At 68.3% G+C, this 21,899-nt stretch carries 19 protein-coding genes; 11 read left to right on the forward strand and 8 right to left on the reverse strand.

The annotated features are described in order from the left end of the window. Positions 1–32: 32 nt before the first annotated feature. The 4 genes from recG to sciP all read right to left on the reverse strand — a co-directional run bounded on the left by recG (position 33) and on the right by sciP (position 5,401). Entirely contained in the window at positions 33–2,123 is a 2,091-nt protein-coding gene (recG, locus tag LPB142_RS10055; RefSeq protein WP_071166291.1) for an ATP-dependent DNA helicase RecG, read from the reverse strand. After that, entirely contained in the window at positions 2,120–4,249 is a 2,130-nt protein-coding gene (gene ligA / locus LPB142_RS10060) for an NAD-dependent DNA ligase LigA (RefSeq protein WP_071166292.1), read from the reverse strand. The genes recG and ligA overlap by 4 nt, the downstream gene beginning before the upstream one ends. A 64-nt stretch (positions 4,250–4,313) precedes the next feature. Beyond that, the gene (gene ctrA, locus LPB142_RS10065) at positions 4,314–5,027 is read right to left on the reverse strand and encodes a response regulator transcription factor CtrA (RefSeq protein ID WP_068767007.1); all 714 of its coding nucleotides are present in this window, start codon (positions 5,025–5,027) and stop codon (positions 4,314–4,316) included. A 95-nt stretch (positions 5,028–5,122) separates the two neighbouring features. After that, positions 5,123–5,401, reverse strand: coding sequence for a CtrA inhibitor SciP (gene sciP, locus LPB142_RS10070; RefSeq protein WP_068767008.1), 279 nt, complete (start codon positions 5,399–5,401; stop codon positions 5,123–5,125). A 125-nt stretch (positions 5,402–5,526) separates the two neighbouring features. On the opposite strand from sciP, the gene mnmA reads away from it, so the two are divergent. Beyond that, positions 5,527–6,666 (forward strand): tRNA 2-thiouridine(34) synthase MnmA, encoded by a 1,140-nt coding sequence (mnmA, locus tag LPB142_RS10075; protein ID WP_071166293.1) that lies wholly within the window; start codon positions 5,527–5,529, stop codon positions 6,664–6,666. Positions 6,667–6,751: 85 nt separating this feature from the next. Here mnmA and LPB142_RS10080 read toward each other — a convergent pair whose 3' ends face one another. Next, a complete protein-coding gene (locus tag LPB142_RS10080) occupies positions 6,752–8,692 on the reverse strand; it encodes a PHA/PHB synthase family protein (protein WP_083392659.1) in 1,941 nt (646 codons plus the stop codon). 43 nt (positions 8,693–8,735) lie between these two features. Continuing rightward, positions 8,736–9,104 carry a phasin family protein gene (locus LPB142_RS10085; protein WP_071166294.1) on the reverse strand — a complete coding sequence of 123 codons (369 nt, stop codon included), beginning with the start codon at positions 9,102–9,104 and terminating at the stop codon, positions 8,736–8,738. 375 nt (positions 9,105–9,479) lie between these two features. Here LPB142_RS10085 and LPB142_RS10090 point away from each other — a divergent pair, with 375 nt between their 5' ends. From LPB142_RS10090 to LPB142_RS10135, 10 genes are all read left to right on the forward strand, one after another. Next, the gene (locus tag LPB142_RS10090) at positions 9,480–9,791 is read left to right on the forward strand and encodes a virulence factor (RefSeq protein ID WP_071166295.1); all 312 of its coding nucleotides are present in this window, start codon (positions 9,480–9,482) and stop codon (positions 9,789–9,791) included. Between the two features lie 11 nt (positions 9,792–9,802). After that, complete coding sequence (locus LPB142_RS10095) at positions 9,803–10,693, forward strand: methylenetetrahydrofolate reductase (protein WP_071166296.1); 891 nt, start codon at positions 9,803–9,805, stop codon at positions 10,691–10,693. A gap of 2 nt (positions 10,694–10,695) precedes the next feature. Next, a complete protein-coding gene (locus tag LPB142_RS10100; protein ID WP_071166297.1) occupies positions 10,696–11,670 on the forward strand; it encodes a methyltetrahydrofolate cobalamin methyltransferase in 975 nt (324 codons plus the stop codon). A 465-nt stretch (positions 11,671–12,135) separates the two neighbouring features. After that, entirely contained in the window at positions 12,136–13,620 is a 1,485-nt protein-coding gene (locus tag LPB142_RS10105; RefSeq protein WP_083392660.1) for a DUF2927 domain-containing protein, read from the forward strand. A 67-nt stretch (positions 13,621–13,687) separates the two neighbouring features. Continuing rightward, on the forward strand, positions 13,688–14,869 hold the full coding sequence (locus LPB142_RS10110) for a vWA domain-containing protein (protein ID WP_071166299.1): 1,182 nt from the start codon (positions 13,688–13,690) through the stop codon (positions 14,867–14,869). Then, positions 14,866–15,252: a hypothetical protein gene (locus tag LPB142_RS10115; protein WP_071166300.1), complete on the forward strand. Its 387-nt coding sequence runs from the start codon at positions 14,866–14,868 to the stop codon at positions 15,250–15,252. The genes LPB142_RS10110 and LPB142_RS10115 overlap by 4 nt, the downstream gene beginning before the upstream one ends. After that, complete coding sequence (locus tag LPB142_RS10120) at positions 15,249–15,851, forward strand: DedA family protein (RefSeq protein ID WP_071166301.1); 603 nt, start codon at positions 15,249–15,251, stop codon at positions 15,849–15,851. The genes LPB142_RS10115 and LPB142_RS10120 overlap by 4 nt, the downstream gene beginning before the upstream one ends. A 47-nt stretch (positions 15,852–15,898) precedes the next feature. Further along, positions 15,899–16,582 carry a M48 family metallopeptidase gene (locus tag LPB142_RS10125; protein ID WP_071166302.1) on the forward strand — a complete coding sequence of 228 codons (684 nt, stop codon included), beginning with the start codon at positions 15,899–15,901 and terminating at the stop codon, positions 16,580–16,582. A gap of 53 nt (positions 16,583–16,635) precedes the next feature. Continuing rightward, complete coding sequence (locus LPB142_RS10130) at positions 16,636–17,868, forward strand: alpha/beta hydrolase family protein (protein WP_071166303.1); 1,233 nt, start codon at positions 16,636–16,638, stop codon at positions 17,866–17,868. Next, complete coding sequence (locus LPB142_RS10135; protein WP_071166304.1) at positions 17,865–19,235, forward strand: cytochrome P450; 1,371 nt, start codon at positions 17,865–17,867, stop codon at positions 19,233–19,235. Before LPB142_RS10130 ends, LPB142_RS10135 begins: the two co-directional genes overlap by 4 nt. A 133-nt stretch (positions 19,236–19,368) precedes the next feature. Here LPB142_RS10135 and LPB142_RS10140 read toward each other — a convergent pair whose 3' ends face one another. Both LPB142_RS10140 and LPB142_RS10145 read right to left on the reverse strand, forming a co-directional pair. After that, positions 19,369–20,838 carry a carboxypeptidase M32 gene (locus tag LPB142_RS10140; RefSeq protein WP_071166305.1) on the reverse strand — a complete coding sequence of 490 codons (1,470 nt, stop codon included), beginning with the start codon at positions 20,836–20,838 and terminating at the stop codon, positions 19,369–19,371. After that, complete coding sequence (locus tag LPB142_RS10145) at positions 20,835–21,869, reverse strand: COX15/CtaA family protein (RefSeq protein WP_071166306.1); 1,035 nt, start codon at positions 21,867–21,869, stop codon at positions 20,835–20,837. Before LPB142_RS10145 ends, LPB142_RS10140 begins: the two co-directional genes overlap by 4 nt. Between the last annotated feature and the right edge of the window lie 30 nt (positions 21,870–21,899).

Consider the following 21,899-nt stretch of genomic DNA (forward strand, 5'->3'; position numbering starts at 1 on the left):
CCGCCAAGTAAAGAACTTTTTAAGAACATCCGTCAGCCGACCTCCATCAGCCGGATCGCCCGGTCCTGCTCCATCAACCAAAGCAACGCCCGCGCCGCCCGCCCGCGCGGGCCCGCAAGCTCCGGGTCTTGCACCAAAAGCGCACGCGCATCGCTTTGCGCCACCGCCATCAACCCTGCCTGCCGCTCAAGATCGGCGATGCGAAACCGCGGCAGCCCCGATTGCGCGGTGCCGATCACATCGCCCGCGCCGCGCATCGCGAGATCCTCCTCGGCGATGCGGAACCCGTCCTCGGTCTCGCGCAGGATCTGCAACCGCCGCTCGCCGCTCTCGCTCAATGGCGCCTGATAGAGCATGAGGCAGGTCGAGGCCGCCGCCCCGCGCCCGACCCGCCCGCGCAGCTGATGGAGCTGCGCCAGCCCAAAGCTCTCCGCCCGCTCGATCACCATGATCGAGGCGTTGGGCACATTCACCCCCACCTCGATCACCGTCGTCGCCACCAGAACCCGGCTGCGCCCGGCGACGAAATCGGCCATCGCCGCGTCCTTCTCGGCCACCGGCATCTGGCCATGCACGAGCCCGACCACCCCCTCGCCAAGCGCCGCCCGCAACATCGCGAATCGCTCCTCCGCCGAGGTCAGATCGACCCGCTCGCTCTCCTCGACCAGCGGACAGACCCAATAGGCCTGCCGCCCCTCGGCCACCGCGCGGCTCAGATGCGCCACCACCTCGCCCAGCCGCTCGGTCGAGATCAACGCCGTGCGCACCGGCTGGCGCCCGGGCGGCTTTTCGTCGAGCACGCTTACATCCATGTCGCCATATTGCGCAAGCGCGAGCGAGCGCGGGATCGGCGTCGCGGTCATCACCAGCACATCCGCCGCCTGCCCCTTCGCGCCAAGCTCCATCCGCTGCGCGACGCCAAACCGGTGCTGCTCGTCGATCACCACGAGCCGCAGATCGTGAAACGCCACGTCCTTTTGAAACACCGCATGGGTGCCGACGAGCAGGTCGATCGCGCCGGAGGCGAGATCGGCGAGCTTCGCCGCCCGCTCGGCGCCCTTGTCGCGCCCGGTCAGGATCGCGAGCCGCGCGCCGGCGGCGGCGGCAAGCGGCGCGAGCGCCTCGAAATGTTGCCGCGCCAGGATCTCGGTCGGCGCCATCATCACCCCCTGGCCGCCCGCCTCAACCGCGATCAGGAGCGCCAAAAGCGCCACCAAGGTCTTGCCCGAGCCCACATCGCCTTGCAAAAGCCGGTTCATCCGCCGCCCGCTGGCGAGGTCTTCGGCGATCTCGGCCACCGCGCGCCGCTGCGCCCCCGTCGGCGCAAATTCAAGCGATTCCATAACCTTGCGCGACATAGTTCCAGTGCCGAGCGTGGCGCGACCGGGGCTTTGCCGCGCCGTGCGGCGCGCCAGCGCAAGCGTCAATTGATGCGCGAAGAGTTCATCATAGGCGAGCCGCGCCCGGGCCGGTGCCGTCGGCGCGAGATCGGCCTGCGCCTGCGGCGCATGGGCCGCGCGCAGCGCCTCGGCCCAATCGGGCCAACCCTCGCGCGCCTTCAGCGCCGGGTCGATCCACTCGGCCAGCGCCGGGAGCCGCGCCAGCGCCCCGGCCGCCGCCTTCGCCATCAGCTTCTGCGTCAGCCCCGCGCCGAGCGGATAGACCGGCTCGAACCGCGGCAGCTGATCGGCCTCCTCGGGGCGCAGGATGTGATCGGGGTGGACGATCTGCGCGATGCCGTCGAAGACCTCGAGCTTGCCCGAAACGAGCCGGCGCGCACCCTGCGGCAGGATCTTTTCGAGGTAGTCGCCGCGCGCGTGGAAGAAGACGAGCTGCAATTCCGCCGCCGCGTCGCGCACGAAGACCCGCGCCGGCCCGCCGCGGCGGCGCGCGGGGATATGGGCCTCGACCTCGACCTCGACGGTGACGACAAGCGGCGCCGCGAGGCCGCGAATCGTGGCGACGGGGCGGCGGTCGATCACCGAATAGGGCAGCGTGAACGCCATGTCGCGCGGCCGCGTCACGCCGATCTGCGCGAGCGCCTGCGCCGATTTCGCGCCGACGCCGGGGAGCACCTCGGCGCCCGCGAAGAGCGGAAAAAGCGCCTCCGGGCGGCCCGTCATACGCCGCCCGCCAGCGCGATCCAGGCGTCTTCGTCGATCACCTCGATGCCGAGCTCGGCGGCCTTTTTCGCCTTTGACCCCGCGCCCGGGCCCGCGATCAGGAGATCGGTCTTGGCCGAGACCGAGCCCGCGACCTTGGCGCCCATCGCCTCGGCGCGCGCCTTCGCCTCGGCGCGGGTCATCCGCTCGAGCGTGCCGGTGAAAACCAGCGTCTTACCCGCGATCGGGCTGCCCGAGGTGTCGCGGATCTCGGCGTCCTCGGGGGTGACCTCCTCGAGCAGCGCCGCGATCGCGGCCTTGTCGGCGGAGTGGTTGAGCGTCGCGATCAGCGAGCGCGCGGTGGTTTCGCCGACGCCATCGATCGCGAGCAGCTCCTCCCAGGCGGGGCCGGTGAAGCTGTCGGCGGCCGCGACCGCCTCGGCGAGCCGCGCCCAGGAGGTGTAATGATTGGCCAAAAGCGCCGCCGTGCTCTCGCCGATATGGCGGATGCCGAGCGCGAAGAGGAAGCGCGCGAGCGGGATGCGGCGGCGCTCGTCGATCGCGTCGAAGAGCTTGAGCGCGGATTTCTCGCCCCAGCCGTCGCGATTGGCGAGCTGGCGCAGGTTGCCCGGGCCAAAGCGCGCGCGCAGGGTGAAAATCTCGGCCGGGGTGCGGATCCAGCCGTCCTTGTAGAAGGCCTCGACCTGTTTCGCGCCGAGCCCCTCGATATCGAAGGCCGCGCGCGAGACGAAATGTTTGAGCTTCTCGACGGCCTGCGCCGGGCAGATCAGCCCGCCCGTGCAGCGGCGCACGGAATCGCCCTCCTCACGGATCGCCTCGGAGCCGCATTCCGGGCAGAGATGAGGGAATTCAAAGGGTTGCGCGTGGATGTTGCGGCGCGAGAGGTCGACATCGGCGACCTTGGGGATGACATCGCCCGCGCGATAGACCTGCACCCAATCGCCCTCGCGGATATCCTTGCCGCCGCGGATTTCAGCGCCGCGGGAATCGCGCCCGGCGATGTAATCCTCGTTGTGGAGCGTCGCATTCGAGACGACGACGCCGCCGACGGTGACCGGCGCGAGCCGCGCGACGGGGCTGAGCGCGCCGGTGCGGCCGACCTGGATCTCGATTTTCTCGAGCCGCGTCCAGGCGAGCTCGGCGGGGAATTTATGCGCGATCGCCCAGCGCGGCGTGGTGGCGCGGAAGCCCAGGCGGCGTTGCAGGGCGAGGTCGTTGACCTTGTAGACGACGCCGTCGATGTCATAGCCAAGCGTCGCGCGCTGCTGCTCGATCCGGCGGTAATGGGCGAGGAGCTCGGCCGGGGTCTGGCACAGGACGGTGAGCGGGTTGGTCTGGAAGCCGAGACGCGCGAGGCGGGCGATCGCGTCAAACTGGGTCTCGGCCAGTGGGGCGGAGAGCTCGCCCCAGGCATAGGCGAAAAAACGCAGCGGGCGCGCGGCGGTGATTTTCGCATCGAGCTGGCGCAGCGACCCCGCGGCGGCGTTGCGCGGATTGGCAAAGGGCTTCTCGCTGCGAGCAAGCTGGCGGGAGTTGAGCGCCTCGAAATCCTCTTTGGCCATGTAAACCTCGCCGCGCACCTCCAAAACCTCCGGCGCGCATGGCAGCTCGCCCGGGATATCCGCGATCGTGCGGGCATTTTCGGTGACATTTTCGCCCACCGCGCCGTCGCCCCGGGTGGCCGCTTGAACGAGACGGCCGTTTTCGTAGCGCAGCGACAGCGAGAGCCCGTCGATTTTCGGCTCCGCGGTGAAGCTGACCGGGTGATCCTCGGCAAGGCCGAGATAGCTGCGCACCCGGGCCACGAAATCGGCGATATCCTCTTCGGAAAAGCCGTTTTCGAGGCTCATCATCCGCTGCGCATGGGTGACCTTGGCAAACCCATCCGCCACCGCAGCGCCGACCTTGAGGGTCGGGCTGTCGGGGCTTTGCAGATCGGGGAAGCGGGTTTCGATCTCGGCGAGGCGGCGCTTGAGGGCGTCATATTCGGCGTCGGAGATCTCGGGGCGATCGAGGGTATGATAGGCGGTATTGGCGGCCACGAGCCGTGCGGTCAACTCCGCAACCTCCGCCACAGCGGCATCCCGGCTCAACTGAGCGACGTCGATCTTGTCTTCTGCCGTCATCTTGTCTCCCCTCGGCTGACCTCAAGGTTTAGGGTCAGCCGCCGGGGGCGTCCAGAGGGGGAGATCAGGCGCCGATCGCGACGCGACGCTCCATCTCGCCCGGATCGGGATCGCGCAGCACATAGCCGCGGCCCCAGACGGTCTCGATGTAATTCTCGCCGCCGGTCACTTCCGCGAGTTTCTTGCGAAGCTTGCAGATGAACACGTCGATGATCTTGAGCTCGGGCTCATCCATGCCGCCGTAGAGATGGTTGAGGAACATCTCCTTGGTGAGCGTGGTGCCCTTGCGCAGCGACAAGAGCTCGAGCATCTGATATTCCTTGCCGGTCAGATGCACGGGTTTGCCTTCGACCTCGACGGTTTTCGCGTCCAGGTTGACCGAGATCTTGCCGGTGCGGATCACCGATTGGGCATGCCCCTTCGAGCGGCGGATGATCGCATGGATGCGCGCGACGAGCTCTTCGCGGTGGAAGGGTTTCGTCATGTAATCATCGGCGCCGAATCCGAAGCCCTTGATCTTGTTCTCGGTGTCGTCGGCCCCGGTCAGGATCAGGATCGGCGTATCGACCCGCGCGAGGCGCAATTGCCGGAGAACCTCATGCCCGTTCATGTCCGGCAGGTTCAGATCCAGCAAGATCAGGTCGTAATCATAGAGCTTGGCGAGGTCGATGCCTTCTTCGCCAAGATCGGTGCAATAGACGTTCAAGTTCGCATGCGTGAGCATAAGCTCAATGCTGCGCGAGGTCGTAGGGTCGTCCTCCACCAACAAAATCCGCATCCTGGGTTCTCCGCATTAATCCCTCGATCACCATCGAGACTTGCACCAAATGGTTAACACCCAGTTACTCTCGCAGCATTTACTTACTTTGCAACTTAAAGTTGTCTATATTTCTGAATCGCCGTGACCTTGAGCCCCGCGATTCCATGTTTCTGGATCGCCTCGCTCCACAGATCGAACTCCTCCTCGGAGAGATCATAGCGCTCGAGCACCTCGGAGCGGGGAATCAAACCATAGGCCACCGCGTGCACGAGCGTGGCCTTGCGGCTCGCCACCCAGCGACGCGTTTCCTTCGGCGGCAGGTCCGCACGGGTGAGAATCGTGCCATCGGGAAGCGTAACCGCCCGCGGTCCATCGACTTTCTTGAGATACATGGGCACACCCCTTCGTCTTTCTGGCCCAAGAATGGCGCGATCGCCTTAACGACGGGTGAAACGCGGGGTTGTGAGTAGTTCGGATTTTCCTATATTCCTGCGGTTCTGGTTAAAGGACCCTTCAGATGCGTAAGGAAATCCCTGTCAATTCGCTCGGTTTCGCCAAGCCGCCGAGCGAAACCCGCGTCGTCGTCGCGATGTCGGGGGGCGTCGACAGCTCGGTCGTGGCCGCGCAACTCGCCGAGGAAGGCTATGATGTCGTCGGCGTGACGCTGCAGCTTTACGACCACGGCGCGGCGCTGGCGAAAAAGGGCGCCTGCTGCGCGGGCCAGGATATCCACGATGCCCGCCGCGTCGCCGAGACGATGGGCTTTCCGCATTACGTGCTCGATTACGAGAACACCTTCCGCGAGGCGGTGATCGAGGAATTTGCCGACGCCTATCTCGGCGGGGCGACGCCGGTGCCCTGCATCCGCTGCAACGAGCGGGTGAAATTCAAGGATCTGCTCGAAACCGCCAAGGATCTCGAGGCCGATTGCATGGCGACGGGCCATTACATCCAGCGCAAGCTCGGCCCGAACGGCCCCGAGCTGCATTGCGCCGCCGACGCCAACCGCGACCAGAGCTATTTCCTGTTCTCGACCACCCCCGAACAGCTCGCCTATCTGCGCTTCCCCCTCGGCCACCTCGCCTCGAAAGCCGAGACCCGGGCGCTCGCCGCCAAATACGGCCTCGCCGTCGCCGACAAGCCCGACAGCCAGGATATCTGCTTCGTCCCCAACGGCAATTACGCCTCGGTGATCGAGAAACTGCGCCCCGGCGCGGCCGACCCCGGCGAAATCGTCGATCTGGCGGGCAATGTGCTCGGCCAACACCGCGGCGTGATCCATTACACGATCGGCCAGCGCCGCGGGCTCGGCATCGGCGGCCTTGGCGAGCCGCTCTACGTCGTCAAACTCGATCCCGACACCCGCCGCGTGATCGTCGGCCCGAAAGAGGCGCTCGCCACCCGCACCGTGCCCGTGCGCGAGATCAACTGGCTCGGCGACACCCCGTTCGACAGCCGCCCCGAATGGCATGTCTCGGTGCGCATCCGCTCGACGCGCCCGCCGCGCGAAGCGATCTTGCGCCCGCTCTCGGCCACCGAGGCCGAGGTCGAGCTCCTCGCCCCCGAAGAGGGCGTCAGCCCCGGCCAGGCCTGCGTCTTCTACGAAACCGGCGGCTCGCGGATCCTCGGCGGCGGCTGGATCTGGAAAGGCCGATAAGGAAAGGGCGGAGCCAAAGCCCCGCCCTTTCATCTTGCCAGAAATATCCCGGGGTCCGGGGCAGAGCCCCGGCGCCCGCCGCCGATCACTCCATCAGCACATAGCTGCCCGGCGCCGCCTCGAGCGGCGCAAACCCGGCCTCGACATTGCCCATCGCCGGCGGCGCAATCTCCGCCCCCCCGGCCGCAACGCCCGTGCCGCGCAGCCACTCGGCCCAGGGCTGCCACCACGAGCCCGTCACCTTCGGCACGCTCGCCGCCCATTCCTTCGGCCCCGGATGCGCGCGACCCTGCTCATGCGCCATCATCTTGTATTTCGCCCGCGGGCTGCCCGGAGGCGCCACGATCCCGGTGTTGTGCCCGCCCGACACCAGCGCGAAGGTCACCGGCGAATGCATCAGATAGGTGAGCTTGAAGACCGAATTCCACGGCGCGATATGGTCATGCTCGGTCGCCACCGCAAAGACCGGGGCCGAGATGTCCTGCAGATAGATATGCGCGCCGCCCGATTCCATCCGGCCATCCGCCAAGTCATTGTTCAGGAACAACTTGCGCAGATATTCCGAATGCATCTTGTAGGGCATCCGCGTCGCGTCATGGCTCCAGGCACCGAGCGAAGACGGCGCCTCGCGCTCGCCCAGCATGTATTCGCGCACGATCTTCGACCAGACGAGGTCTTGCGATTTCAGCATCGAGAAGGTGCCGGCCATCGCCTCTTTCTCGAGGAACCCCTCTTCCCACATCATGTCCTCGATCAGCGAGAGCTGATCTTCGTTGGTGAAGAGCGAGAGCTCCCCCGCTTCGGTGAAATCGACCTGCGCGGCGAGCATCGTCAGCGAGGCCAGCCGCTCATCGCCATCGCGCGCCATCGTCGCCGCCGTCACCGACAGAAGCGTGCCGCCGAGGCAATAGCCCAGCCCATGCACCTTCGGCGCGCCGGTGATCGCCGTGATCGCATCGATCGCCGCCATCACGCCGAGCTGACGATAATCGTCAAAGCCCAGATCGCGGTCGCCCTCATCGGGGTTCTTCCAGCTGATGCAGAACACGCTGAAGCCCTGATCGACGAGCCATTTGATCATCGATTCGGGCGGCGTGAGATCGAGAATATAGTATTTCATGATCCAGGCCGGCACGATCAGCAGCGGCACCGAATGCACGCTCGCCGTCGTCGGCGCATATTGGATCAGCTCGATCAGCCGGTTGCGGAACACCACCTTGCCCGGCGTCAGCGCGACCTCGACCCCCGGCGTCATCTCGGGCTTCACCGCGGTCTGGCCGGTGACCTGCTTCATCGCATCCTCGGCGAAGAACTGCGCGCCGCGCACGAGGTTGCGCCCGCCCTCCTCGAGGGTCTTCTGGATCAGGAGCGGGTTCGTCGCGAGGAAGTTCGAGGGCGAGAACATGTCGAGCATCTGCCGCCCGTAGAACTCGACGATCTTCTCATGCCGGTCCTCGACGCCGTGAATATCGGTCGTCGCATTGTGCCACCATTGCTGCGAGAGCAGGAAGCTTTGCGAATAGAGCGAGAACGGGAAGCGCAGCCATTCGGGGCCCGCGAAGCGGCGGTCCTGCTTGAGCGGCTGCACGCAGCCATCGCCCGCCCCGCCCGAGAGCTGACACATCATCTCGGCCGCCAGACGCTGCCATTTGCGGGCCGATTTCCACACGAGCTCGGCCTGTTTGCCCGGGCTGATCGCCAGATGCGCGGCCCAGTCGCCATAGGCGAGCGCGAGCGAGATCGGCGACAGCCCGCCGCCGGTTTTGCCCATCAAGGCATGGACATAGCGGTCGAGGCTGATGAAGGCCTCCTCGGCGGCCTTCTTCTCGGCCGTCTCCCCCATCGCCGCCATCACCGGCACCGGCAGGCTGGTCTTGGGCTCGGTCTTGAGCCCCACCGTCTCGGCCTGCGCGGCCTTGCGCGGCGCGCGGGCCGGCTTGGCCTCGATCACCTCATCGGCCGCGGCCGAAACCGCAGCCGAAACCTTGGCGCGCGACGCGCGCGCTTTCGGGGCTTTATCGCTCATTCGTCTCGTCTCCTGTGGCGGGCGGTTCGCCCGCCCGGTAAGTTCAGTCGGCTTTCGTCACCGGCGTCATGACCTTGGTGAGGGCCGCCCCCTCCTCGGTCGCCGTGCGCACGGCCTGTTCGGCGATTTCCGTCACCGCAGCCGCGAGCTTGTTGGTTTCGCTCGCATAATCCCCGAGCGCGCCTTGCCAGAACCCCGACCAGATCGCCATCGCTTCCTGCGGGTCGGCAGCCTTCGCCAGCTCGCCCATCAGCGCCCGGTCCCTCTCGAACCGCACCTTCAGGAAATCGAGCACCTCGACGTTTTGCTTGAGCAGAGCCTCGGCCATGCGCACCTGCGGGCGCAGGAACATCGCCATATCAAGACCCGGCATCGGCAAACCGCCGATCAAATCCTTCTTCATCGTTCCCATGTCTGTCCTCCATTAGCTTGGGTCAACAATGTAAACATTAGCATAATTTTGCATGTGCAGAATTGATTTGCCGCAAGTTTTACGGGCCTCGCCCCGCCAAACCGGCCCCGCGCGCCCGATATTTGCCCGTAAATGCCGCGCCGCCGCATCCGCCTCTCGCCGCGGCGCCGAATCAACCGCAGATTTAGCCCGCCTCGCCCCCCGCATGAGCCGCGCTCATGATCTTGGTGCGGATTTTTCCACTCCGCCCCGGTAGCGCCGCGCCGCGCCGCCCGCTAAGCATCTGACGCGAGGTCGCCAACCCCTCGCCAAATGTCGAAATTCGTCATCGGGCAGGTCGCTCGCGGGCGTATCTGTGGATCAGGAGGGAATCACATGGCCGAGATCACCATCGTCTTCTGGCGCGACATCCCCGCGCAGATCATCGCAGGCAAAGGCCGGCGCGGCGCCAAACGCGCGCTGCCCGAGCGGTTCGAGCAAGCCATCGACCGCTGCGCGATGAAAGTGGGGGCGCGCGACAGCGATGCCTATCTCGCCGAATGGCGCAAGGTCGCGATGGGCGAACGCCCCGGCGACGAGGCCCAGGCGGCGGATGCCGAACTCGACCGGATCCTCTCGGACTACACGCCCGCGCGCATCGCCGCGCTGATTGCAACCGATGGCTGGGAAAACGCCCCGCCCGCCTGACGGAGAGAGGAATGGCCCTGTTGAAGTTTCGTCGTGATCAAGAGACCCCCGCCAACGGGGCCGTGACCGCCTTCCTCGAAGGTTTTTCGATCGAGGTGATGCCGCGCACCGCCGCCAAGATCGACGATTTCCGCCCGCTCCTGCCGCAGGGCACGCGCGTCTATATCGCCCATATCGAGGGCACGCCGATCGAGGACATGATCGAGACGGCGAAACGGCTGCGCGCCGAGGGCTTCGAGCCGATGCCGCATTTCCCCGCCCGGCTGATCCGCGATGCGGCCGAGCTCAACGACTGGGTGACGCGCTACAAGGGCGAGGCCGATGTCCAACAGGCGCTGCTTCTGGGCGGCGGCGTGAAGACCCCGGCGGGCGATTTCGACAATTCGATGCAGCTCGTCGAGACGGGTGCGTTCAACGGCTTCGCGCGGCTCCATGTCGCCGGCCACCCGGAAGGCAACCGCGACATCGACCCCGCCGGCGGCGACCGCGTGGTGATGGACGCGCTGAAATTCAAACAGGATTTCGCCAACCGCACCGATGCCGACATGGCGATCGTGACCCAGTTCGCCTTCGAGGCGGGCCCGATCATCGCCTGGGCCGACCGGCTGGCGGCCGAGGGCATCTCGATGCCGATCCATATCGGCGTGGCGGGCCCGGCGAAATTGCAAACGCTTCTGAAATTCGCGATCTCCTGCGGCGTCGGCCCCTCGCTGAAAGTGCTGCAAAAACGCGCGAAAGATGTCACCAAGCTCCTGCTGCCCTTCGAGCCGAACGAGCTCGTGGCCGAGCTTGCCGCCCACAAGGCCGCCAACCCGGCCTTCGGCATCGAACATGTGCATTTCTTCCCCCTCGGGGGGATCACCGCCAACGCGACCTGGATCGCGGAAAAGACGAAAGGCTGACCATGACCCGCACCGTAATCGAGTCCAAGACCAAGACCGTCGTGATCGGCTTTGACGAGCCCTTCTGCGTGATCGGCGAGCGGATCAACCCGACCGGCCGCAAGAAGCTCGCCGCCGAGCTCGAGATGGGCGATTTCACGACCGTCGAGCGCGATGCGCTCGAACAGGTGGCCTGCGGCGCGACGGTGCTCGACATCAACTCGGGCGCGGTGTTCTCCAACAAGATGGCCGAAGACCCGCGCTATGCCGACAACAACTTCGTCGAGCCGCCCCTGATGCGCGAGCTCGTCGCGCGGGTGCAGGCGGTGGTCGATGTGCCGCTCTGTATCGACAGCTCGGTGCCCGGCGCGCTCGAGGCGGGGCTCGAGGCGGCCGAGGGGCGGCCACTGCTGAACTCCGTCACCGGCGAGGAAGAGCGCCTCGAGCGCGTGCTGCCGCTGGTGAAGAAATACAACGTCCCCGTCGTCGCGATCTCGAACGACGATACCGGCATCTCGGAAGACCCCGATGTCCGCTTCGAAGTCGCCCGCAAGATCGTCCAGCGCGCCGCCGATTTCGGCATCCCCGCGCATGATATCGTCGTCGACCCGCTGGTGATGCCGGTGGGCGCGATGGCCTCGGCGGGGCGTCAGGTCTTCACCCTGGTGCAGCGCCTGCGCAGCGAGCTCGGCGTGAATACCACCTGCGGTGCCTCGAACATCTCCTTCGGCCTGCCCGGCCGCCATGGCGTCAACGCCGCCTTCCTGCCGATGGCGATCGGCGCGGGGATGACCTCGGCCATCATGAACCCGGTGCGCGCGCAGGAGATGGAGGCGATCCGCGCCGCCAACCTGTTGATGAACCACGACGATAACGCGATGGAGTGGATCAAGCTCTCGAAGGTGCTCGAGGCGATGAAAGAGGGCGCGACCTTCGCCGAGGCCTCGGCCGCCGCCACCTCGGCGGGCGGGCGTCGCGGCCGCCGCGGCCGCGGCTGAGCCCATAGGGGGGAAATCGCGCGCGATTTTCCCCTCGCCTTGACCCTGACTCTGCCCCGGAGCGCCCCGCGCTCCGGGGTTTTGTTTTGCGATCGCGCACAAATCCGGCGCGCGCCGTCCCCGTCCCCGGCCCCGGCCCGCGCCCACCCCCGCCAAACCGCCCGCGCCGCCCCCCGCCGCGCCGCCCGCCGGCAAAAATCGGATCACCGTTTTGGAAACAACCCGTCGCGCCAGCGCGATCACGGCGGCGCGATTCGCTGTGATCGGCATCAATCTGTTTCGGAAAACGCGCCAATCCCGCCTTCCGCGCCCAATTGTGGCAACAATAAGGCGTGTCCGCGGCGCGGGCCGGACACTATATCTGGCCCCGCCACAATTAAATCTCATTACAATCCAAAGATTTGCTAGTCGAAGTTAAAGTTCTGTGGCTAAGCTCCAGACACAAACCTGGGAATACGCACTGCCATGCGTGACACATGTCTGCCGCCTGAGGCGGTCTCCGCTGCCACGGAGACCGCCCGGGCCCCCGCCGCCCTGCGCTCTGCCGCCGGGGCGCGCCGTGGGGTCCTCCTCAAAGCCCTCTCGGGGCTCGTTTTCGCCGGGGCGTTGAGCGCCTGCACGGTGACCCCGCCGCCTGAGGCGCCGACCACGCGTGCCTCCTCGGCCGCGATCGCCCTGCCGCTCGCCGATCCGACGCTCGGCGCGCGCGATCCGGTGCCGCGCGCCGGCCTGCCCTCGAATGCGGCGCTGACCCGCGATTTCCTCGAACTGAGCTTCGCGCTCGAATCGGGCCGCGCCCTGCCGCGCTTCACCCGCTTCGAGGGGCCGATCTCGATCACCCTCTCGGGCCCGGTGCCCGCCACTGCGCCGCGCGAGCTCGAGCGCCTCGTCGCCCGCCTGCGCTCCGAGGCCGGGCTCGATATCTCCACCGGCGCGGGCGCCGCGAACCGCATCACCGTCGAATTCGTGCCCAAGCGCCAGATGCAGGCCGAGGTGCCCAACGCCGCCTGTTTCGTGGTGCCCAATGTCACCGGCTGGGCCGATTACCGCGCCGCCCGCCGCACCCCGCGCGCCGATTGGGCGGCGCTCGCCACCCGCACCGCCGCCACCGTCTTCGTGCCCTCCGACAGCGCCCCGCAAGAGGTCCGCGACTGCCTGCATGAGGAAATCAGCCAGGCGCTCGGGCCGCTCAACGATCTCTACCGGCTCCCCGACACGGTCTGGAACGACGACAATTTCCACACCGTCCTGACCCGCTACGACATGACGATCCTGCGCGCGAGCTATGCGCCCGAGCTGCGCTCCGGCATGAGCCAACCCGAGGTCGCCGCCGCGCTTCCGAAGGTCTTTGCCCGCATCAACCCCGCCGGCGGCGCCGTCGCCCGGCTGCGCGAAGACCCGACCCCGCGCCCCTATATCGCCGCGATCGAGCGCGCGCTTGGCGCCAAGGCGCGCGGCGCGCGCCGCACCGCCGCCGCGCAGGAGGCCGTGCAGATCGCCGCGGGCCAGGGCTGGACCGATACCCGCGCGGGCTTTGCCTGGTTCGCGCTCGGCCGGCTGAGCATGAAGGACGACCCGCAGACCGCGCTGCGCGCCTTCCTCAACGCGGGCGCGATCTACCGCGCCACCCCCGGCGCCGGCATCCAGGCCGCCCATGTCGACATGCAGCTCGCCGCCTTCGCCCTCTCGGCCGGCCGCGCGCAGGACGCGATCGCGCTCGTCAACCGCTCGCTCTCGGCCGCGCTCGAGGAGGAGAACGCTGCGCTGATGGCGACGCTCTACCTGATCCGCGCCGAGGCCTATGAGACGCTCGGTCACACCGCCGAGGCCGCGCAGGCCCGCCTCGACTCGGCGCAATGGGCGCGCTATGGCTTTGGCTCAGATGCCGCGGTGCGCGCGCGGGCGGCCGAGGTCGCCGCGCTCGCCGATGCCGGGGCGCGGATGAACTGAGCGGGCCCGGGCCCGAAGATGCGCCGCCGCGGGCCCGCCCGCGGCGCGCGGCTGCGAAGGAGGGCCGATGTTCCTGCCGTTTTTCGAAAAGCTCCGCGCGGGCGGCGTGCCGGTCAGCCTGCGCGAATATCTGAGCTTTCTCGAGGGGCTGGCGGCCGGGCTTTGCACCTATGACATCGAGGGTTTCTACTATTTCGCCCGCGCGACCCTGGTCAAGGACGAGCGCTTCCTCGACCGCTTCGACCGCGCCTTTTCTCAGGCTTTCCAAGGCCTTGAAGCGATTTCTTCAAGTGAGGTGATGGAGGCCGTCGCGCTGCCTGAGGAATGGCTGCGCAAGCTCGTCGAGCGCACCATGACCGAGGAGGAAAAGGCCCAGATCGAGGCTTTGGGCGGGTTCGAGAAGCTCATGGAGACCCTCAAGCAGCGCCTCGAGGAGCAAAAGGGCCGCCACCAGGGCGGCAACAAATGGATCGGCACCGGCGGCACCTCGCCCTTCGGCGCCTATGGCTACAACCCCGAAGGGGTGCGCATCGGCCAGCATGAAAGCCGTCACCAACGCGCCGTAAAGGTCTGGGACAAAAGAGAATTTCGCGATTTCGACGATAATGTCGAGCTCGGCACCCGCAATATCAAGGTGGCGCTCAAACGGCTGCGCAGCTGGGCGCGCCATGGCGCCGCCGAGGAGCTCGACCTGCCCGGCACGATCCGCGCCACCGCCGAGGCCGGCTATATCGACGTGAAAACCCGCCCCGAGCGCCACAACGCCGTCAAGGTCGTGCTGTTTCTCGATGTCGGCGGCTCGATGGATGCCCATATCCGCCTCGTCGAGGAGCTCTTCTCCGCCGCCAAGGCCGAGTTCAAACACCTCGAATATTGGTATTTCCACAATTGCCTCTACGAGGGCGTCTGGAAATCGAACCGCCGCCGCTGGGACGAGGTGACCCCGACCTTCGAGGTGCTTCACCGCTACGGGCCTGATTACAAATGCATTTTCGTGGGCGATGCGTCGATGTCGCCCTATGAGATCACCCATGCCGGCGGCGCCAATGAACATTGGAACCAGGAGGCGGGCCATGTCTGGCTTGCCCGCGCGCGCGCGCAATGGCCGGCGCACGCCTGGCTCAACCCGGTGCCCGAGCGCGCCTGGGGCCATACCGCCTCGATCGGGCTTGTGCGCGAGATTTTCGAAGACCGGATGTATCCGCTCACCCTCGAGGGGATCACCGCCGCGATGAAGGCGATGGGATGAACGTGCTGCGCCGCCTCTGGCGCGAGCAGCGCCTCGCGATGATCGGCTTTGGCCTCGCGCTCGGGCTGATGGTGTTTTTCGGCGCCCGCACGGTCAGCCGCGCGCTCTATTGGGCCGACCCCGCGCATCTTCGCCAGACCCCCGAGCCCTGGATGACGCCGGGCTATATCGCGCGCAGCTGGCATCTGCCCAATGGCGCGCTCGTCGATCTGCTCGGCGCGCCGCAGGAGGGCAAGGGCCGCCAGCGCCTCGCCGATATCGCGCGCGCGCGCGGCATCCCGGTCGAGGTGCTGATCGACGAGCTCACCCGGGCGCTGCCGCAGATCGCGCCCTTGCCCGAGGGCGCCGACCCCGACGCGCCCGCCCCGGGCGCGCCGCAATGAGCCAGACCGCGCTCACCGACTGGATCTTGACGCTCCTGCCGGTCTGGGGGCCGTGGCTGCTCGGGCTCACGACCTTCCTGAGCTGCCTCGCGATCCCGGTGCCGTCTTCGCTGATGATGATCGCCTCGGGCGCCTTCGTGGGCTCGGGCGATCTGGCGCTCGCCTCGGTGGCGGGGGCGGCGCTCACGGGCGCGGTCTCGGGCGATCAGGTCGGCTTCTGGCTCGGCCGGCGCGCCGGGCGCTTCCTGCCCGCCCCCGAGAGCCGCCGCGGCCGCCTCGTCGCGGGCGCGCTGGCCCAGCTCGAGCGGCGCGGCGCTGTGGCGGTGTTCTTCACCCGCTGGATGTTCTCCGCGCTCGGCCCCTGGGTGAACCTCGCCGCCGGCGCCTCGGGCTTTGCCCATCCGCGCTTCACCCTCGCGGGGGTCTTGGGCGAGCTCGTCTGGGTCTCGGTCTATGTCGGCCTCGGCATCACCTTCGGCGCAAACCTCGAAGCCGCCGCCGATCTCGCCACCAACGCGCTTGGCATGATGGCGGGCGCGGGCGCAGCCCTCGGCTTTGGCTGGTGGCTCTGGCGCGCGGCCAAGAGCCCCCGTCCCTGAGCCGCCCCCCGCTTGACCGCCCGCCGCCGCGCCCCCATATCCCTGCCATGATCCGGCTTCTCCTGCCCCTCCTGCTCGCGCTCCTCGGCGGCCTCGTGATGTGGCATCTCTCCGCGCGCGCGCTCGCCCGCCAGCTCAGCGCGAACTCCACCCGCCTCACCGACCCCCGCCTCGCGCCGGTGCTCGCCCGCCTCGCCCGCGCCCTCGATCTGCCCGAGGTGCCGGTCTATCTCTACCGGATCGCGCCGATCAACGGCCTCGCCGCGCCCGATGGAAGGGTGTTCCTGACCCAGGGCTTTCTCGCTGCGCTCGACGCGGGCCGCGTCACCCCCGAGGAGCTCGCCTCCGTCATCGCCCATGAGCTTGGCCATGTCGCCCACGGCCATTCGCGCCGCCGGATGATCGATTTCTCCGGGCAAAACGCGCTGCGCTTCGCGCTGGGCACGCTGCTCGCGCGCGCCTTGCCGGGCGTCGGGCCCTGGCTTGCGGGGCTCGTCACCTCGGCGCTCGCCGCGCGGCTCAGCCAGCGCGATGAATTCGAGGCCGATGCCTTCGCCACCGCGCTCCTGATCAAGGCCGGGATCGGCGCCGCGCCGCAGATCTCGCTTTTAGCCAAACTCGATGCGCTCACCGGCGGCGCGCGCGGCGCCACGCCCGCCTGGCTGCTGAGCCACCCCGCGACCCCCAGACGCATTGCCGCGATCGAGGCCAATGCCGCGCGCTGGCGCTAACCCCCTATCGCGCGCGGGAAAACTCGCCTAATCTCGGCCCCGAGAGAGGGCCGATGACCGAGCCAGAGCCGCCGCCAGACCACGCCGCCGTGCGCCGCCGCCGGGTGTTCTACATCCCCGGCTATGACCCGATTCACCCCCGCCGCTACCGCGAGCTCTACCGCAAGGAGGCCGCCGCCCAGGCCGCGATCTCGGGCTATGAGATCGCGCTCGCGCCCAAACGCGCGGGCGGGCCCTATGGCTGGCATGTCACCTCCCGCCAGGACGGCGCCGCGACCGAGGCCGATGTCGAGGTGCTGGTCTGGTCCGATATCGTGCGCGCCAGCATGGGCGCCTCGATCGGCGCGACCTATGCCCAGCTCGCCCGCACCGCCGCCACCTATATCCTGACCGGCGCGCTCTTCCGGCTGATGCGGCTGCGCAAGGGGCCTATCATCGCCGCGCTCTACCCGATCTTCGCGCTGCTCTTGCAGGCCGCGCTCGGGCTCGGGCTCGGCGCCGCGCTCGGCGCGCTGATCGCGCAGGTGCCGCTGCCCGGCGCGGGGCTCGCGGGCGCGGCGGCGGGCCTTGCGGCCTTCGTGGCGACCCTGCGCTGGTTTCGCCGCCAGGACGGGCGCTTCTACGCCTATTACCTGATGCATGATTACGCCTTCTCGGCGCGCTGGGGCGGCGCCAACCCGCCCGCGCTCGAGGCCCGGATGGCCGAATTCCGCGCCACCATCGCGCAGGCGCTGAGCGAGGACTGGGACGAGGTGCTCGTCGTCGGCCACAGCTCGGGCGCGCATCTCGCGATCTCGATCCTCGCCGATCTGATCCGCGAAGCCCCCCCGCGGCCGGGCGGCCCGGCGCTTGCGCTCCTCACGCTGGGCCAGGTCGTGCCGATGGTGAGCTTCCTGCCCGCGGCCAAACGCCTGCGCGCTGATCTGGCCTTCCTCGGCGCCACCCGCGCGCTCGCCTGGGTCGATGTCACCGCGCCCGGCGATGGCTGCGCCTTCGCGCTCTGTGACCCGGTCAAGGTCTCGGGCGTCGCCCCCGCCGATCAGCACCAGCCCCTTATCCTCTCCGCCGCCTTCACCCAGACGCTCTCGCCCGAACGCTGGGCTGAGCTCCGCTGGCGGTTCTTCCGGCTGCATTTTCAATATCTGTGCGCCTTCGACCGGCCGGGCGATTACGATTATTTCCGCCTCACCGCGGGGCCGAAAACCCTCGCCGCCCGCTACGCCGGCCGCCCCCCGTCAAAAAGCCGCATTGAGCGCGCCGTCAATCGCTATACCACGACAGAATGACCCCGCGCCCGCCCAAACCCGCCGCCCGCCCCGACAAGGTCTCGCTCTGGCGCTACCTGCGGCTCTTTCGCGCCGATATCCTCTCGGCCCAGCCCGCCCGCCTCTACCGCGCCTGGATGGCCGAGTTCCGCACGCCGTTCTTCCGCTCCTACCTGTGCAACGACCCCGCCCTCGTCGATCTCGTCCTGCGCGAGCGCCCGATGGATTTCCCGAAATCCGACCGGATCCGCGAGGGGCTCAAACCGCTCCTGCGCGAGAGCGTCTTCATCACCAATGGCGAGACCTGGGCGCGCCAACGCCGGATCATCGACCCCGCCTTCGAGGGCGGCAAACTACGCGAGACCTTCCCCGCGATGTGGGATGCAGCCCAGGCCTGCACCGCCCGGCTGAGGATGAAGATCGGCCCGGAACCCCTTGAAATCGAGGCGGAAACCTCACACGCCGCAGCCGATGTGATCTTCCGCACGCTGTTCTCGATCCCGATCGAGAATGAAACCGCCCAAGCCGTCTTCGCCGAGTTCCGCGCCCATCAACGCTCCGCCCCGGTGGTGAACCTCGGCGCGCTCCTGCCGCTGCCGCGCTGGGTGCCGCGCTTTCACTCCCGCGCCACCAAACGCACCGCGCGCAAGATCCGCGCCCTGATCGAGAGCCTGACCGCCGCCCGCGCCCGCGAGATCCGCGCCGGCACCGCGCCTGACGATCTCGCCACCAAGATCATGACCACCCCCGACCCGCAGACCGGCGAAACCTTCGGCACCGAGGAAATGGTCGATCAGGTCGCGATCTTCTTTCTCGCAGGCCATGAAACCTCCGCCTCGGCGCTCGCCTGGTCGCTCTATCTGCTCGCCTGCGCGCCCGAGTGGCAAGACCGCGTGGCCGCGGAAGCCCGCGCCGAAATCGGCCCCGAGATCCCCTATTTCTCGGTCCTGAGCCGGCTGAAAACCGCCCGCGCGGTGTTTCGCGAGGCGATGCGCCTCTACCCGCCGGTGCCGATGTTCGTGCGCGAGGCGCGCTGCCCCGAACGCTTCCGCGACCGCGCGGTCGCGCCCGGCGCGCAGGTGGTGATCAGCCCCTGGCACCTGCACCGCCATGAACGGATCTGGGACAACCCCGACGATTTCGACCCCGGCCGCTGGGAGAGCGAAAACGGCAAGGAGGGCCAGCGCACGGCCTATATCCCGTTCTCGGCAGGCGCGCGCGTCTGCCCCGGCGCAGGCTTTGCCATGGCCGAAGGCCCGCTGATCCTCGCAATGATCCTCAAGGAATTTCGTGTGGCCCCCGTCGAAGGGCGCGCGCCCGTGCCGGTCGCGCATCTGACCGTGCGCGGCCAGGATGGCATCTGGCTACACCTGACGCCGCGCGCGTGACCGCCCGCGCAGGGGGCGCTGCCCCTGCGCGGGCCTCACCCCCGGGATCTTTGCACATCATTGAAACGACACCGTCTTCAATGATGCAGAAATATCCTGCGGGGGTGCGGGGGCGCAAAGCCCCCGTCGTCGCTCAAACCCCGTAGATCGCGCCGAATTTCGCCTCGAGATAGTCCAGAAGTGGCCCCTCGTTCGGCGCAAAGCCGCAGGCCGCCGCGATCGTCTCGGCCGGCGCGCGCAGGCTGCCGTGGCGTTGCAGGTTTTCGCGCAGCCAGTCGGTCGCGGGTTTGGCCGTGCCCCCGGCCAGCGCCGCATCGAGCCCCGGCACCGCCGCGCGCATCGCCTGGTTGAGGCAGCCCGCGTAGACATTGCCGAGCGCATAGGTCGGGAAATAGCCAAAGAGCCCGCAAGACCAATGCACGTCCTGCAAGAACCCGTGCGAGGGCTTGTCGACCTTCACCCCGAAATCCGCCTCGAACCGCGCATTCCACGCCTCCTCGAGATCTGCCACTTCGAGCGACCCGCCGATCAGTGCGCGCTCGAGATCGAAGCGCAGCATCACATGCAGGTTGTAGTGCAGCTCATCGGCTTCGGTGCGGATGAAGCCGGGGCTGACCCGGTTCACGATCGCGTAGAACTCCTCGGCATCGCGCACCCCGAAGTCGCCGAAGGCATCGACCATCCGCGTGAAGAGCCAGCCGGTGAAGGCGCGCGAGCGGCCGAGCTGGTTCTCGTAGATCCGGCTTTGGCTCTCATGCACGCCCATCGAGGCGCCGCGCCCGAGCGGGGTGAGCAGATAGGCCGGCTCGATCGCCTGTTCATAGCAGGCATGGCCGGTTTCATGGATCGTCGAATAGAGGCAGTTGAACGGCTCGGCCTCGACCACGCGGGTGGTGATGCGCACATCCTGCCCCGAGCCCGAGCAGAACGGATGCACCGCAAGATCGAGCCGCCCGCGTGTCCAGTCATAGCCGAAGGCCGAGGCCGCGATCCGCGCGAGGCGCAGCTGCGTGGCCTCCGGAAAGCCCGCCGCGATCACCGGCACGCGGCGCTCGGCGCCGAGCACCTTCTCGCGCAGCGCGACGAGCCGCGGGCGCATCCGGTCGAACATCGCGCCGATCTGGCGATGGGTCGCGCCGGGCTCGTAATCCTCGAGGAGCGCGTCGTAAAGATCGCCCTCGGAGAGGCAGGCCGCCGCCTCGCGCTTGAGCCGCACGACCTCCTCGAGGGTCGGCAGAAAGGCCGCAGGCGCCTCGTTCGCCCGCGCCTCGGCCCAGATGCCCTGAGCGCGCGACACGAGCCGCGCCAGTTCGGTCGCGAGCCGCGCCGGGATCCGCGTGGTGCGGTTGTAGCTGCGCGCCACGAGATCGAGGCTGCGCGCCTCGGCCGGGGTGGTGGCCTCCGCCCGCGCCAGCCAATCCTCGATCCGCGGGTCGGTGCGCCGCGCATGCAGCACCGATTCGAGCGCCGCCATTTCCTCGGCGCGCTGATCGGCGGCGCCGCGCGGCATCACCGTCTCCTGATCCCAGCCGAGCCGCTCGGCGATGCCCGAGAGCGCCTCCGTCTCCCGCTGGAACGTCATAAGCTCCTGAAATGCGGTCATTTTGCTCCTCCTCGGATGGATTGCACGATGGGCAGGCGGGCGAGGATCCGGGCGCGGATCGTGGCGAGCCAGAGCAGGATGGCGCCCACGCCATGCGCGAGGCCAAAGCTCAAGGGCGCGGCATGGACCACGCTCGCGATGCCGAGCGCGGCTTGCAAGATCGCCAGCGCGCCGAGCCAGAGAAACGCGGTCTGCGTCACCGGATGGGCCGAACGGCGGCCCTTCAGCGCCGCGACGAGCGCCAGGATCACGACGAGATAGCCAAGGCCGCGATGCGCGAACTGGATCAGCGCGGTGTTCTCCCACAGCGCGCCGTCAAGCGCCCCCGCGGGCCAGAGCGCGCCCCCCATCAAGGGCCAATCGGTGAAGCTGCGCCCGGCGTCGAGCCCGGCGAGCATGCCGCCAAGCAGGATCTGCACGAGGCTCAGATGCATCACCCCGGTCGCGAGCCCCGCAAGCCGCCGCTCGCCAAGCCGGCGCGCCTGCAAGAGCGCGGCCTCGGGGCGCGCCAGCCGCAGCCAGCTGCCCGCCGCCATGCCAAGCGCCGCAAAGCCGCCCAGCACCGACGAGCCCGTCGCCACCGCCGCCGAAACGCCCGAAAGCCCGGGCAGCCAGCCGCCCATGCCCCCCGCGCCCGCAAGCGTGAGCCCAATGCCCGCAATCGCCCAGCCGCGCCCCTTCGGCAACCGCCCGGTCAGGCCAAAGCCCAGCACGCCCAAGACCCAGCCAAGAAGCGCCCCCCGCCCCGCAGAGGCCGCAAGCCATGGCAGAACCGCCCCCGGCGCACCCTCGGCACCAGGCACCGGCGCAAACCAACCGAGCTCCAGCCCCGCCCCCGCCAGCGCCGGATCGAGAAGCCGCGCCGCGCCCCCCAGAAGCAGCATCGCCCCGATCAGCGCCACCAGAGCCGCAAGCCAAAGCCGCACCGCGCCGCGCCCGCCCTTCGGGCCTGCGTCGATCATGCCCCCACGAGGCGCCTGCGGGCGGCTCTCGGCGCCCACCTCTTCGAAAATGCTGCGCTTTTGGCCCATCAGCTCCCCCTTGGTCGTCGCCCCGACCCT

Origin of the sequence: Rhodobacter xanthinilyticus (genome assembly GCF_001856665.1) — a bacterium.
Classification (GTDB): Bacteria; Pseudomonadota; Alphaproteobacteria; order Rhodobacterales; family Rhodobacteraceae; genus Rhodobacter; species Rhodobacter xanthinilyticus.

Excerpts from the sequence above, each read along its gene's own strand:
- LPB142_RS10110 (WP_071166299.1), top strand. The coding sequence starts at position 13,688 with ATGTTCCTGCCGTTTTTCGAAAAGCTCCGCGCGGGCGGCGTGCCGGTC.
- LPB142_RS10085 (WP_071166294.1), bottom strand. The coding sequence starts at position 9,104 with ATGGGAACGATGAAGAAGGATTTGATCGGCGGTTTGCCGATGCCGGGT.
- ligA (WP_071166292.1), bottom strand. The coding sequence starts at position 4,249 with ATGACGGCAGAAGACAAGATCGACGTCGCTCAGTTGAGCCGGGATGCC.
- mnmA (WP_071166293.1), top strand. The coding sequence starts at position 5,527 with ATGCGTAAGGAAATCCCTGTCAATTCGCTCGGTTTCGCCAAGCCGCCG.
- LPB142_RS10100 (WP_071166297.1), top strand. The coding sequence starts at position 10,696 with ATGACCCGCACCGTAATCGAGTCCAAGACCAAGACCGTCGTGATCGGC.
- LPB142_RS10125 (WP_071166302.1), top strand. The coding sequence starts at position 15,899 with ATGATCCGGCTTCTCCTGCCCCTCCTGCTCGCGCTCCTCGGCGGCCTC.
- LPB142_RS10135 (WP_071166304.1), top strand. The coding sequence starts at position 17,865 with ATGACCCCGCGCCCGCCCAAACCCGCCGCCCGCCCCGACAAGGTCTCG.
- LPB142_RS10090 (WP_071166295.1), top strand. The coding sequence starts at position 9,480 with ATGGCCGAGATCACCATCGTCTTCTGGCGCGACATCCCCGCGCAGATC.
- LPB142_RS10095 (WP_071166296.1), top strand. The coding sequence starts at position 9,803 with ATGGCCCTGTTGAAGTTTCGTCGTGATCAAGAGACCCCCGCCAACGGG.
- ctrA (WP_068767007.1), bottom strand. The coding sequence starts at position 5,027 with ATGCGGATTTTGTTGGTGGAGGACGACCCTACGACCTCGCGCAGCATT.
- recG (WP_071166291.1), bottom strand. The coding sequence starts at position 2,123 with ATGACGGGCCGCCCGGAGGCGCTTTTTCCGCTCTTCGCGGGCGCCGAG.
- LPB142_RS10140 (WP_071166305.1), bottom strand. The coding sequence starts at position 20,838 with ATGACCGCATTTCAGGAGCTTATGACGTTCCAGCGGGAGACGGAGGCG.
- sciP (WP_068767008.1), bottom strand. The coding sequence starts at position 5,401 with ATGTATCTCAAGAAAGTCGATGGACCGCGGGCGGTTACGCTTCCCGAT.
- LPB142_RS10130 (WP_071166303.1), top strand. The coding sequence starts at position 16,636 with ATGACCGAGCCAGAGCCGCCGCCAGACCACGCCGCCGTGCGCCGCCGC.
- LPB142_RS10145 (WP_071166306.1), bottom strand. The coding sequence starts at position 21,869 with ATGGGCCAAAAGCGCAGCATTTTCGAAGAGGTGGGCGCCGAGAGCCGC.
- LPB142_RS10105 (WP_083392660.1), top strand. The coding sequence starts at position 12,136 with ATGCGTGACACATGTCTGCCGCCTGAGGCGGTCTCCGCTGCCACGGAG.
- LPB142_RS10115 (WP_071166300.1), top strand. The coding sequence starts at position 14,866 with ATGAACGTGCTGCGCCGCCTCTGGCGCGAGCAGCGCCTCGCGATGATC.
- LPB142_RS10080 (WP_083392659.1), bottom strand. The coding sequence starts at position 8,692 with ATGAGCGATAAAGCCCCGAAAGCGCGCGCGTCGCGCGCCAAGGTTTCG.
- LPB142_RS10120 (WP_071166301.1), top strand. The coding sequence starts at position 15,249 with ATGAGCCAGACCGCGCTCACCGACTGGATCTTGACGCTCCTGCCGGTC.